This window comes from Burkholderia sp. GbtcB21 (genome assembly GCF_019091065.1).
In the GTDB taxonomy this organism is placed as follows: Bacteria; Pseudomonadota; Gammaproteobacteria; order Burkholderiales; family Burkholderiaceae; genus Burkholderia; species Burkholderia pyrrocinia_C.
Genome location: NZ_JAGXKA010000003.1, coordinates 110,127 through 123,378 on the forward strand (window position 1 = coordinate 110,127; position 13,252 = coordinate 123,378).

Annotated in this window: 10 protein-coding genes; 6 read left to right on the plus strand and 4 right to left on the minus strand. The window is 66.0% G+C overall.

Annotated elements, in window-relative coordinates; translation table 11 throughout:
• Positions 1-15: 15 nt before the first annotated feature.
• Positions 16-885 (minus strand): mechanosensitive ion channel family protein, encoded by an 870-nt coding sequence (locus KVT39_RS08565; protein WP_105391776.1) that lies wholly within the window; start codon positions 883-885, stop codon positions 16-18.
• Positions 886-1,217: 332 nt separating this feature from the next.
• On the opposite strand from KVT39_RS08565, the gene KVT39_RS08570 reads away from it, so the two are divergent.
• Complete coding sequence (locus tag KVT39_RS08570) at positions 1,218-2,582, plus strand: M23 family metallopeptidase (protein ID WP_217588511.1); 1,365 nt, start codon at positions 1,218-1,220, stop codon at positions 2,580-2,582.
• A gap of 501 nt (positions 2,583-3,083) precedes the next feature.
• A complete protein-coding gene (locus KVT39_RS08575) occupies positions 3,084-6,383 on the plus strand; it encodes an autotransporter outer membrane beta-barrel domain-containing protein (protein WP_217588971.1) in 3,300 nt (1,099 codons plus the stop codon).
• Positions 6,384-6,681: 298 nt separating this feature from the next.
• Here KVT39_RS08575 and KVT39_RS08580 read toward each other — a convergent pair whose 3' ends face one another.
• The 3 genes from KVT39_RS08580 to KVT39_RS08590 form a co-directional block, all read right to left on the minus strand.
• On the minus strand, positions 6,682-7,422 hold the full coding sequence (locus KVT39_RS08580) for a fucose-binding lectin II (RefSeq protein ID WP_034181117.1): 741 nt from the start codon (positions 7,420-7,422) through the stop codon (positions 6,682-6,684).
• Positions 7,423-7,621: 199 nt separating this feature from the next.
• Entirely contained in the window at positions 7,622-8,455 is an 834-nt protein-coding gene (locus tag KVT39_RS08585; protein ID WP_217588513.1) for a fucose-binding lectin II, read from the minus strand.
• A gap of 120 nt (positions 8,456-8,575) precedes the next feature.
• Positions 8,576-8,965 carry a fucose-binding lectin II gene (locus KVT39_RS08590; protein ID WP_034181081.1) on the minus strand — a complete coding sequence of 130 codons (390 nt, stop codon included), beginning with the start codon at positions 8,963-8,965 and terminating at the stop codon, positions 8,576-8,578.
• A gap of 933 nt (positions 8,966-9,898) precedes the next feature.
• Here KVT39_RS08590 and leuA point away from each other — a divergent pair.
• The 4 genes from leuA (at position 9,899) to KVT39_RS08610 (ending at position 13,214) form a co-directional block, all read left to right on the plus strand.
• Positions 9,899-11,608 (plus strand): 2-isopropylmalate synthase, encoded by a 1,710-nt coding sequence (leuA, locus tag KVT39_RS08595; protein ID WP_175747048.1) that lies wholly within the window; start codon positions 9,899-9,901, stop codon positions 11,606-11,608.
• Positions 11,609-11,748: 140 nt separating this feature from the next.
• Positions 11,749-12,156, plus strand: coding sequence for a peptide ABC transporter ATPase (locus tag KVT39_RS08600; protein WP_175746889.1), 408 nt, complete (start codon positions 11,749-11,751; stop codon positions 12,154-12,156).
• 205 nt (positions 12,157-12,361) lie between these two features.
• Positions 12,362-12,697 carry a helix-turn-helix transcriptional regulator gene (locus KVT39_RS08605; RefSeq protein WP_034181084.1) on the plus strand — a complete coding sequence of 112 codons (336 nt, stop codon included), beginning with the start codon at positions 12,362-12,364 and terminating at the stop codon, positions 12,695-12,697.
• Between the two features lie 22 nt (positions 12,698-12,719).
• The gene (locus KVT39_RS08610; protein WP_217588515.1) at positions 12,720-13,214 is read left to right on the plus strand and encodes an arsenate reductase ArsC; all 495 of its coding nucleotides are present in this window, start codon (positions 12,720-12,722) and stop codon (positions 13,212-13,214) included.
• The last annotated feature ends 38 nt before the right edge of the window (positions 13,215-13,252 follow it).

The window sequence follows — 13,252 nt, forward strand, 5'->3', positions numbered from 1 at the left end:
CGATGTCGTTACGCGTTACGACGCCCGCACGCGCACGCTGTCCGCGCGACGTTCCGCGTCGTGCACGATGTGCAGCTCGCGCGTACGGATCGGCAGCGCGCAGTCCGCATCGGCGAGCGCCTTGCGCACCTGGCGGGCGAGGCGCCAGCGCATCGCCCAGAAGTTGTCGGTATGCGTCCACACGCGCATGTTCGCGACGGCCGTGCTGTCGTCGAAGCGCATCACCATCACGTCCGGCGCCGGATCCTGCAGCACGTCGGGATCGGCTTCGGCCAGCGTGCGCAGCGCGTCGAGCGCGCGATCGATATCGTCGTGCACGGACACCTCGACTTCGAGATCGAGGCGGCGCGTCGGATTGCGTGTGTAGTTGCGGATCGAGCTGCCCCACAGCGCGCTGTTCGGCACGAATTCGCAGATGCCGTCCGGCTTGGTCAGCCGCGTCATGAACAGCCCGACCTCGTCGACGGTGCCCGCGACGCCCGTGCCGCCGTCGATATAGTCGCCGACCTTGAACGGCCGCAGCAGCAGAAGCATGATGCCGGCCGCGATGTTCTGCATCGTGCCCTGCAGCGCGAGCCCGATCGCGAGGCCGGCCGCGCCGAGCACCGCGACGATGCTCGCGGTTTCGATGCCGAGCTGCGACAGCGCGCCGACGATCGCGACGATGCGGACGCCCCACACGGCGACGTCGCAGAGAATCGGCCGCAGCGTGTCGTCGACGCGCTCCTTGTTCGAGAGCAACCGGTTCAGCCAGTTGCCGACGCGTTTCGACAGCCACCAGCCTGCGACGAGCAGCGCAAGGCCGGCGCTCAGCTTGATGGAAAGGGTGGACAGTGCGTTCCACAGGAACGTCCAGCGTTCCGGATGAAGATGATCGAGAAACATGACGGGATTCCGGGTTGAAGATACAGTACGCGGCGCATAGTGCGTCCGCCCGCCGTTGTCGGGCGGGACGACGCTCATGCGCAGGCAGCGTTCGACTGTACACGGCACACGTTGGTTCGCGCGAATGCAGGGAGCGGAGCGCCATGTCGGCGGACGGCGAAATCGCGATTTCGTTCTAGTACTAATCGACTGTTCCATAAAATAGGATTCGTCCTATTCAGCGGTTTCAAGCACGCCGATACACTCTGTTTCAAGTTGCCGGATCGCGACGATCGTTCCTCCGCGATACCCGGTCCTTTCCCGATTTTTCATTGATAGCGAGTGACGACGTCATGCGGTTGAACCTGCGTTTCCGTCTCGCACGCGAACAAGGTCAACCCGCCCGACGCGGCGTTCGCTGTTTCCCGATTCGCCGTGTGCTGCTGCGCGGTGCCGTCGCGGCGGCCTGCGTCGCCGGCGCACACGGTGCGGCAGCACAGGCGTTTCACGACGCCGCGCCGTTCACGCCCGTGACGGCGGAAACGGCAGACCTTGTCGACGTGCCTTTTTTCAGTTCCGCCCGAACGACGTGGGGCGGCTTGCGTGCATCGTCGGCAGCGCCGCTCGACGTCGCGTACGCATCGCATGCGTCGAACCAGCCGACGGGCGACGATCCCGTTGCCCGCTTCGGCGCATGCGTGGCTTACCGCGTGCTTTGCGACGCGGCGCGCGGTGCGATCGAACGTGGCTACGCGACGCGGTTCGCGTACGGCATTGCATCGCCGTTGCCGTCGATGGGTGCGCAGCCGGCATTCGAGCGGGGCTCCGTCGATCTGGCGTCGGCCGAGCCGTTCATGCTCGCGGCGCCGGATCGCGGCACGCGCGCCGGTGCGATTACCGGCAGCCTGCGGGCGTCGCTGGCGCGCGCCGAACTGCCGGCCGGCGTCGCGGCGCAGGTCGTTCGTTTGCTGGCCGGGCGCATCGACCCGAAGCAGCGCGGCGCGATCGGCGACACCTTCCGCGTGGCATTCGAACCGGACGACGACGCGACGCTGCCGGGCGGCGTGCGCGTGACGGCGCTCGACGTGCGCTTTCGCGGCCAGCAGGTGGCGGGCGTGTGGTTTGCGCCCGACGCCGGCTCGCCGGGCGCGTATTACGACCTCGACGGCGTGCCGCTCGCCGGTGCGCATTTCGCGATGCCGGTCGCCGCGACGCGGATCAGCTCGCAGTTCGGCGCGCGCGTGCATCCGGTGACCGGCACACGCCACGTGCATTCCGGCGTCGATCTGGCTGCGCCGACGGGCCGTGCCGTTCATGCGTCGGAGAACGGCGTCGTGTCGTTCATCGGCACCGAGCCGCGCGGCTACGGCAAGTACGTGGTGATTCGCCACGGCGGCGGCTATGCGTCGTACTACGCGCACCTGTCGGCGTTCGAGCCGACGCTGCGAACCGGTACGCGCGTCGAGCGCGGCCAGCGTGTCGGCGCCGTCGGCAGTACGGGGACCGCGACCGGCCCGCATCTGCATTTCGAGGTCCGGCGAAACGCCCGTCTCGTCGATCCGGTTGCGCTCGTGCAGGCAGCCAACGCGGCAAAGCTGAAGGGCGAACTGCGTGTCGCGTTCAACAGCGTGGCTCATGCCGCCCGTACGCAGTTGGCGTCGGCCACGTGGACACAGCCGGTCGCCATGTCGACGGCAGTCGAGCCGCATACGGGCTGATCGCTAGCGCCGGATGCCGGCCGCTGCGGTCGGCGTCGCTGCACCAGCACGCGCAGTCGCGCAGCGGCAGCGATATTCCGAGGTACGTCCGCGTTTGAACGGCAGGTCATCGTGCGAAGCAACATCGCTGAATGGCTTGCGGCAACACATGCGCGGCTAATCGTTTAATAAGTTGCGTCAAATTTTCCGATTGCTTCGGACTGCATCGCGATCGCTTTCAGCGCGTGAGCGAAAGCCGGCAAATTCAACCGGTTTTTCGTTCCATCTCGAATGCGACGCTTGCCGCATCTCCGAATGCTGCGCAGCGGCAGAAACCGTTCCCATTATTTCTCGTTGAGAAATTAATCGCCGGCTGATTTCCAATATCACACGAACTGACCTTGCGATTATTTCAAGACAGGTGATATAACCCGTTCCACGCACCGATTTGCAGCAATAACGTCACCAATAAATGCGAGCGGAACGATGAAAAGAAAAACGCGGAACCTGGGTTTGGGTGGGATGGCGATCCTGACCGGCGCGATGCCGGTGGGCGCCCATGCGGCATGCTCGGCCACCGCGCCGGGCAGCGGCACGACGGTCACGTGTTCCGGCGCCAATGCGCCGTCGGTCGTGGCCACGGCCGGCAGCACCAACGTGACGGTCAACCTCGATTCGACCGTGACGGGCAGCTATGTGCTGACGTCCACGCCGACGCCGTTTTCCGTCGACACGTCGAGCGCGATCACCAACAACGGCAACCTGTCGATGTCCGGCAACGGCACGGGCGTCGCGAACCGCGGCGCGGTGCTGCTCGGCGTGAACAACGGCAATACGCTCACCAATGCCGCGACCGGCGTGATTTCGACGACTGGTCAGTACAACGACGGGATGGCCGCGAACGGCAACAACAACACGCTCGTCAACAACGGCACGATCACGACCAGCGGCAACAATGCGTACGGGATGACGGCCGCGTGGGGGCAGAGTAATCCCGGCGCGTCGGGCAACCAGATCGTCAACACCGGCACCGTGACGACGTCCGGCAACAACGCGCGCGCGGCGTCGCTGCTCGGCGGCAACGGCACGATCACCAACAGCGGCACGCTGACGTCGAACGGCCGCGATGCGCCGGCCGTCTACATGCAGGGCAACAACGACACGCTGGTCAACAGCGGCACGATCCAGACGACGGGCACCGCGACGAGCGGCGGCAGCGTCGACGCGGTCGTGTCGAACACGCTCGGCAGCTCGTTCACCGCAACGATCACGAACCAGGCCGGCGGCAGGATCATCAGCAACAACGGCATCGGCGTGCGCTCGACCAACGGCGCGACGACGATCACCAACGCGGGGCTGATCCAGGGCGGCGGCGGCACCGCGATCCAGGGCGGCAGCGGCAACGTGACGCTGATCCTGCAGACGGGCTCGCAGATCGTCGGCACGGCGAACGGCGGCGGCGGCGCCAACACCGTGACGCTGCAGGGCACGGGCACCGCGTCGAACGCGTTCACGAATTTCCAGAGCCTGACGATGGCCGGCACGGACTGGACGTGGGCCGGCACCGGCACGTTCTCGACCGCGCTCGTGCAGAGCGGCACGCTGAATCTCACCGGCACGCTCGGCACGACGACGGCGTCGGTCGTCGCGACCGTGAACGCGGGCGCGACGCTGCAGGCGAATGCGTCGAACCTGCCGCTGTCCGTGACCGACAACGGCCTCGTGCGCTTCCAGCAGGACAGCGCCGGCACGTACACGGGCACGATCGGCGGCTCGGGTGCGGTGGAGAAAACCGGCGCGGGCACGCTGACGGTCGCGCCTTCGTCGGCCGGCGGCAACACGTATTCGGGCGGCACGACGATCACGCAGGGCACGTTGACGGTCGCGGCCGACAATGCGCTCGGCGCATCGTCAGGAAACCTGACGTTCAACGGCGGCACGCTGCAGCTCGGCAGTTCGTTCAATCTGGCATCGGGCCGCGCGGTGTCGATCACGTCGAACAACGGCACGATCGATACGCAGGGCTTCAATTCGACGTTGACGCAGGGCATCGCCGGTGCGGGTTCGCTGACGAAGCTCGGCAGCGGCACACTGACGCTGAACGGAGCGAGCAGCTACGCGGGCGGCACGAACGTGAACGCCGGCACGGTGATCGTCGGCGACGGTACGAGCGCGTCGGCGGCGCTGGGCGGCGGCGGGCCGGTGACGGTTGCATCGGGCGCGACGCTCGGCGGCTACGGCAGCGTGACGGGCAACGTGACCAACAACGGCACGATCTCGGTCGCGAATGCGCTGGCAAGCCTCGCGAGCGGCGCGACCGGCAATTTCCGGATCAACGGCAACCTGACCAACGCGGGGCTCGTGCAGCTCGGCGGCAGCGGCGTGGGCAACGCGCTGACGGTGGCCGGCAACTATGTCGGCCAGAACGCGACGATCGCATTGAACACGACGCTCGCCGGCGACGGCGCGCCGTCGGACAAGCTGGTCGTCAGCGGCGGCACGGCGAGCGGCGCGAGCATGCTGAAGGTGACGAACGTCGGCGGCGCGGGCGCACTGACGACCGGCGACGGCATCCAGGTCGTGCAGGCGACCAACGGCGCGACGTCGAGCGCGGGTGCGTTCACGTTGTCGGGCGGCACGGTGAGCGCTGGCGCGTATTCATACTTCCTCGCGAAAGGCGGCGCGGCGGCCGGCACCGGCGACAGCTGGTACCTGCGCAACACGGTGCCGCCGAAGCCGCAGCCGCGGGTCGTCGAACCTGGGCAGCCGACACCGCCGCCCGCGACGCCAGTCACGCCGGCGGAAGGCACGCCCGAATCGATCGTCGAAGCCGTCGCCGATGCCGGCACCGGCGGCAGCCCGGAGCCGATCTTCCGCCCCGAAGTTCCGCTGTATGCAGAGGCACCGGCCGTCGCGCGGCAACTCGGCCTGCTGCAGATCGACACGTTTCATGACCGGCAGGGCGAACAGGGGCTGCTGAGCGAGAGTGGCCCGATGCCTGCGTCGTGGGCGCGCGTGTGGGGCGGCAACAGCAACATCAAGCAGAAGGGCGACGCGACGCCGTCGTTCGACGGCACGGTGTGGGGGATGCAGGTCGGCCAGGATCTGTATGCGGACAACAGCCCGAGCGGTCATCGCAATCACTACGGCTTTTTCCTCGGTTTCGCGCGCGCGGTCGGCGACGTGAACGGCTTCGCGCTCGCGCAGCCCGATCTGGGCGTCGGCACGCTGCAGATCAATTCGTACAACCTCGGCGGCTACTGGACGCATATCGGCCCGGGCGGCTGGTACACGGACGCCGTCGTGATGGGCAGTGCGCTGACGGTGCGCACGCACTCGAACGACAACGTGAACGGCTCGACGGACGGCAACGCGTTCACGGGGTCGGTGGAGGCCGGCTTTCCGGTCGCGCTCGGCTACGGGCTGACGCTGGAGCCGCAGGCGCAACTCGTATGGCAGTACCTGTCGCTCGGCAGGTTCAACGACGGGGTGTCGGACGTGACGTGGAACAACGGCAACACGTTCGTCGGCCGGATCGGCGCACGGCTGCAATGGGCGTTCGACGCGAACGGCGTGAGCTGGAAGCCTTACCTGCGCGTGAACGTGCTGCGCTCGTTCGGCGCGGACGACAAGACCACGTTCGGCGGCTCGGCGACGATCGGCACGCAGGTCGGGCAGACGGCCGGGCAGATCGGCGCGGGGCTGGTCGCGCAGTTGACGAAGCGCGGCAGCGTGTATGCGACGGTCAGCTACCTGACGAACCTCGGCGGCGAGCATCAGCGCACGATTACCGGCAATGCGGGCGTGCGCTGGGCGTGGTAGCGGGGCACGCGGCGATCTGACTGGGGCGCGAGCGCTCGATGCTCGCATATGGCAGCGTGTCGTTACCTGGAGCACTACAGTGTTTGAACCCGATGGCCGCGCCCACCGGCCACCATCGAACGCCCGCGCCGCAGCGAGATCTTGCGCGGTATCCGGATGGCCGGCGGTCGAGGCCCGCGCCGCAAAACCCAGGCCGTCGGTTGCTTGCCGAACCGGAACCGCGCGGCAACAGAGTAGCCCGGGGTGCGGCGCGGGCCAATCGGCCTGGTCTGATTTTGCGTGGGTCGCGATTCGGCGATCAGCCGAGCGGCCAGTTCAGGATCGCAATCCCGTCGTTGTAGTCGCCGTCCGTACCGTCCTCCGATCCGACCAGCCCGAAGTAGGTCTTCTTGAAGATGTCGACCTGCCGCGAGCCGATCTTCGACGGCTTGCCGTTCGCCGTCACGACCACGCGCACCTTCCCCTTGCCCGAATTCAGCACTTGCGTGTTCAGGTTTGCGTCCTGCGTGCCGGCGCCCTGGAACGTCGCGGCCGGTTTCGGGTTGTCGTCGACGAATACCTCGATCGTCTGCTGTGCGGCAGAGTTGACGAGCGCCGTCACGCCGAACGCGATGTTCGGCGGCAGGTTGAAGATGCCGTCGCGTTCGCCGCCGGCATTCGTCGCGGGGTCGGGCTGCGCGGGTTGCGGTTGCGCCGTCGCTTTCGCGAAGTACGTGACCACCGCGCCGATGCCGAACTTCGCGGCAGCGCCCGGCAGCACGCCGGGTGCACCGGCCCACGTCACCGTGCAGGCGTCGATCTTCCCGGTCGTGTCGGTCTTGACCTTGTTCATCCAGCTGCTGATGTCGAAGCTGTACGGCACGGTGGAGAGGTGGACGAACACATCGAATTGCGGCAGCTTCTCGACGAGCTGCGCGGTCATGAACTGACGCATCCGGTCGAGCACGGCCTGGTCGCCGCCGGCCTGCACGGCGAGCGCGTCGTTGCCGGCGAGTTGCAGCAGTGCGTACAGATCGTCATGGGTAAAGGGTTGTGGCATGTCGTCCTCGTCGTAATGGAAGGTCTCGCGTCGCGCGGCCGACGAATCGGTTTCGCCGTGTCGCGCGCGGAGCAAAGCGTGGGCAGTCGCGGCTGCCCGAATGAATCGCAACGCGTGGTTGGCCCTGTCGTCATTGCGATACCGAAAGCGGCGCGCAATCCATGCCGCGCCGTGCGTCCCCGTTATTGACGTCTGTCGATCAGCCCAGCGGCCAGTTCAGGAACACGATGCCGTCGTTGTAGTCGTCGTCAGCGCCGTCCTCCGACCCGACGATCCCGAAGAACGACTTCTTGAAGATGTCGACCTGTCGCGAGCCGAGCCGCGACGGCTTGCCGTTCACCGTCACGATCACGCGCACGCGGCCCTTGCCGGAGTCGAGCACCTTCGTGCCGAGGTTCTGGTCCTGCACGCCCGCGCCCTTGAACGTGGCGGCCGGTTTCGGGTTGTCGTCGATGTAGATGTCGATCGTCTGGTCGTTCGACGCGTTGGTGAGCGCGGTCACGCCGAACTTGATGTTGGCCGGGAGATTGAACGTGCCGTCGCGTTCGCCGCCGCCGCCGATGTTGCCGGCGCCGCCGGTTCCGCTGCCGGTTTCGGCGCCCTGATTGCCGCCGGATTGCGACGACGATTGCGCGACGGCGTTACCGATCGCGGAAATGCTCGCGTACGAGTCGATATGCATCGCGCTGCCGCGCACGCTTTTCCACTGGCCTTTCACGAACGTGACGTCGCTGCCGACGTCGATTGCGACGACGAGCGTGAACGGCATGCGTCCGCTGGTTTCCGGCGCTTTCGTGGAATGGGTGAAGCAGCCGTCCGCGACGACGCCCTTATCGGTCGCTATCGCGAAATAGATGCCGGGATAATTGTTGCCGGTCGCATACGGCGTCGGCACGTTGAGCGTGACGAGTAGTTTGCCGTCGCGAATGTTTGCCTGCTCTTTCGCAAGGTCGAGATGCAGGCCCGGAATGTCGACGTAAGTCTCGGACGTGACGACGGGCGCGCTGTTGATCGATGCCGAAATGATGGGCATGGCGGTCTCCTGAAGGCGAAACGGGTTTGAATTGAATGGCTTCGCGTTTTCGATGTGGAACCGCCGGGCTGCCTTGCAGGCGGCAGCCCGGCGGTCATCGGTCAATCGGCATTCAGCCGATCAGCCGATCGGCCATTGCAGCACGACGATGCCGTCGTTGTAGTCGCTGTCGTGGCCGTCTTCCGACACGACGATCCCGAAGTTGACCGTGAACGGCGAGCCGTCCGACTTCTTGCCGTTGATCGGCGCGAGGCGCGCGTCGGTGGCCGACGGCTTGCCGTTTACCGACACCTCGAAGCGGATCTTGCCGTTGCCGGAATTCAGCGTGGTTTCGCGCGGGCCGTCGCGCGTGGTCAGCTTGTGATAAGCGGCGGGTTCCTTGCTGTCGCCGATAAACAGCTTGATGTGCTGTTGTTCGGCGGCATTCGCGAAGAAAATCGCGCGGAAATCGGTATTCGGCGGAATCGAAAATTCGCCGGCGCGATTGGATGACGTTTGAGAATCGGCCATGCTTTCCTCCTGAAGATCAGTAGTAAGGCGTCTCCCCGCGTCTCGCAAACGTTTGCCGTTTGAAACGCGGTTCGACAAGCATGTCGAAAAATAAATAAAAAAATATTCAGATGAGAATGGTAATTGTTCAATAAATCGAAAATCAAGGTGAATCGATTTAATGAAACAGGTTTAATCGAGGATGTTTTTATATATTCCGTAAACTATGCCGGCGCGCGTGTTGTTTTTCTGAATAGTGCGCGGTACAGGCGGATCGGCAACGGGGCAATCGGGCTTCGGGGCGAGCGCTCGGTGTTCGCATCTGGCAGCGTTCGTTTCAACATCAGCATCTCTGTCGTGGCCGCGCCCACCGGCCACCACCGAACGCCCACGCCGAAGCCCGATCGCAAAGGGAGGGTGTGCGGCGACCGGCGAAGAGGATGGACCGACTCACTCCGAACATGAATAGGACCTCACCGGCGCCGCACCCATGAAGCATATCGACGGGCGCGGCCGCCGCCTATCGGACGGGACTGATTTTGCAGACGGCGCGGCCATGCGAGGCACGCGCTTCCCGTTGACAGCCCCGTCCACCCTGTGATCTGATTCCGGCCATGCAAGCCGCCCAGCCCCTCTTCTCGCTACGACTACTAGCCCGTTGTTCCGGGCTGGGTCTGCGGCTGCGCGCTTTCCATCTGCTTCTTTCCTGAAGCGCCAGATTTCCCCCGTATCACCGACCTGGCCCCGGTTGTCGACCGGCGCCTGAGCTCGTCTTTTTTCCGTATCGCTCCGCTCCGTCCCGGTCGCTCAACCGTCAAGGCTGTCGTTCGCCGTACCGCTTTGCCGTTGTGCCGCTTTTTACTGCTTTGATCGCTGCGTGCGCAGCCGGCCGCCACCGCTGAAGGCCGCCGCGCCGCGGTTTCCCGACAAACCGACCGAGGACCGAACATCATGATGCTGAAGAACCCCGCAACGAAGTACCGGCCGTTCACGCCCGTCAACTTGCCGAACCGAACATGGCCGTCGCGCACCATCACGCACGCGCCGATCTGGATGAGCACCGACCTGCGCGACGGCAACCAGGCGCTGTTCGAGCCGATGGACGCGGCACGCAAGATGCGGATGTTCAAGACGCTCGTCGCGATCGGTTTCAAGGAGATCGAGGTGGCGTTCCCGTCGGCGTCCGAGACCGACTTCAACTTCGTGCGCGAGCTGATCGAAGGCGGCCACATTCCCGACGACGTGACGATCGAGGTGCTGACGCAGGCGCGCGACGACCTGATCGAGCGCACCTTCGAATCGCTGCGCGGCGCGAAGCGCGCGATCGTGCATCTGTACAACGCAACCGCGCCGGAATTCCGCAAGATCGTGTTCGGCCTCGACCGCGACGGCGTGAAGCAGCTCGCGGTGAACGCGGCGCGCACGATCAAGCGCTGCGCCGATGCCGCGACCGACACGCAGTTCACGCTGCAGTACAGCCCGGAAACGTTTACGGCGACCGAGCTCGACTTCGCGAAGGAAGTCTGCGACGCGGTATTCGACGTATGGCAGCCGACGCCCGAGCACAAGGCGATCGTGAACCTGCCGGCGACTGTCGAGGTCGGCACGCCGAACTTCTATGCGGACCAGATCGAATGGATGCACCGCAACCTCGCGCGTCGCGATGCGCTGATCCTGTCCGTGCATCCGCACAACGATCGCGGCACCGCGGTCGCGGCGGCCGAGCTCGCGGTGATGGCCGGCGCCGACCGCATCGAGGGCTGCCTGTTCGGCAACGGCGAACGCACGGGCAACGTCGATCTCGTGACGCTCGCGCTGAACCTGTACACGCAGGGCGTCGATCCGGGCCTCGATTTCTCGCAGATCAACGAAGTCGCGCGCACGTCCGAGGAATGCACGCAGTTGCCGATCCATCCGCGTCATCCGTACGTTGGCGACCTCGTGTTCACCGCGTTCTCCGGCTCGCACCAGGATGCGATCAAGAAGGGCTTCGCGGTGCAGCGCGCCGACGCCGTGTGGGAAATGCCGTATCTGCCGATCGATCCGAGCGACCTCGGCCGCACGTACGATTCGATCATTCGCGTGAACAGCCAGTCGGGCAAGGGCGGCATCGCGTACCTGCTCGAACAGGGTTATGGCGTCGCGCTGCCGCGCCGCCTGCAGGTCGACTTCAGCGCGGCCGTGCAGCGCCTGACCGACGACAGCGGGCACGAGGTGACGAGCGCGCAGATCTGGTCGCTGTTCCAGCAGGAATACGTGGAGGGCGACGCGCCGCTGCGCTATGTCGGCCATGAACTTAGCGAACGTGACGGCCGCGAGACGATCGTGCTCACCGCCGACGTGCACGGCGAGCGCCGCGTGCTGCGCGGCGAAGGCAACGGCCCGCTCGACGCGCTGATGCATGCGCTGCGCACGCCGCTGCGAATCCAGCACTACGAGGAACGCGCGTTGTCGCAGGGCGCCGACGCAAAGGCGATCGCGATCGCGGAACTGGCCGGCTCGGGCGTGCGCGGCAGCGCGTTCGGCGTGGGCATCGACGCGAACCTGACGACCGCGTCGATTCGCGCGGTGATCAGCGGCGTCAACCGCGCGTATGCGCGGGCTGACGAAGCGGCGCAGGCGACGTTCTTTGGCGCGCAGGCGGCGGTGAAGGCCGTCGCGTAAGCGGGGCGGTGGCGGCCGCGCCGGCGGTGTCCGGCGCGGCCTGACAAACCTGACAGGAGATGACTCCACGCAACGGGCGTATCGTGCTAGCGGCGCGCGCGGGGCCATTTTCCCGCGCCCATCACCATGAGGAATGCGTCATGTCGAAGCTCGATGCCCTGCGGGGCGACATCAAGGGGCAGGCCCAGGCAGCGGATCGCCACAACCTGGTTCGGCCGGATGCGAACGGTGCGCTATGGGCGCGCGGCCTGACGACGAAGCGGGTCGCCGACCTGTTCCGGACGCTGCCGGGTTTGCCGGGTCACTGGATGCAGTTGCAGAACGAGGTCAACGCCGGGAATCGCTACTTCTACGGCGGCATCCAGAACGGCAGCGTGACGACCGAGGAAGGGAAGGCGCTGATCCGCTGGATCGCCAGGTCGGTCGTGAGCGCGGCCGAGAAGGCGTCGTTCGACTTCCCGCTGCAGCAACTGCGCTTCACGGCCGATATGGGCTGGCTCAAGCTGCAGCGCGTGTCGGGGCGCGTGATGGTGTTCTCGCAACCGTGAGCCGTGCGTCGACCCCGATGCTGACGGCCCGGGGAGCGCATCGGGACGGGCATCGGGAAGCGCGCGGCGCGTAGTCGAAGGCCGGGCTGTCGTCGGGCGAAGGGTTCGCCCGCTGGCGCAGTCGTTTTGTTTGTCCCCGTTCGTTGGCCACCGCTTCATCTTGAGGTGGCTTCTCGGAATTCGATATTTCGATTATTATCGAATAATGGAAACGAACCAGACCATCGCCGCGCTGTCGGCACTCGCGCATGAATCCCGGCTCGCCGTCTTCCGCACGCTCGTGCAGGCGGGGCCGCAGGGCCTGCCGGCCGGGCAGATCGCCACGCTGCTGAATGTACCGCCTTCATCGCTGTCCTTTCATCTGAAGGAGCTGGCCCATGCGCAGCTCGTCACGAGTCAGCAGGACGGCCGCTTCGTCATCTATAGCGCGAACTTCGCGACGATGAACGGGCTGCTGGCCTATCTCACGGAGAACTGCTGCGGCGGCAATCCGTGCTCGCCGGTGTCCGCGTGTTCGACGTCCGGCCCGCAACCTTGCTGAAGCGCCTTCGCCTACCTCGCCCATGACCACGAACGTCCTGATCCTCTGTACCCACAACTCCGCGCGCAGCGTGCTCGCGGAAGGCATGCTCAATCATTGGGCCGCGAAGCTCGGCAAGGACGTGCGCGCGTACAGCGCCGGCAGTGCGCCGAGCGGCCGGCTCAATCCGTTCGCGCTGGAAGCGCTGGCGAACGCCGGTGTCGACGTCGGCGGCTACCGCAGCAAGAGCTGGGACGAATTCACGGGCGACGGCGCGCCTGAAATGCGCGTCGTCATCACGGTGTGCGACAGCGCGGCCGCGGAGACGTGCCCGTACTGGCCCGGCAGCCCGGTCAAAGTGCACTGGGGTTATGCCGATCCGTCGAACGCGGTGGGCGGCGACGAAGGCAAGCGGCTCGCGTTCGAACTCACGCGCCAGGCGATCGGCTACCGGATGCTGCAGTTGCTGGCGCTGCCGCTCGATCGCATGAGCAACGCCGAACTCCAGGCGGCCTTGACCGAGATTTCCCGGAGCTGACCGTTCGCATGGCGGCTAGCCGAATTCACCGGCCGCCA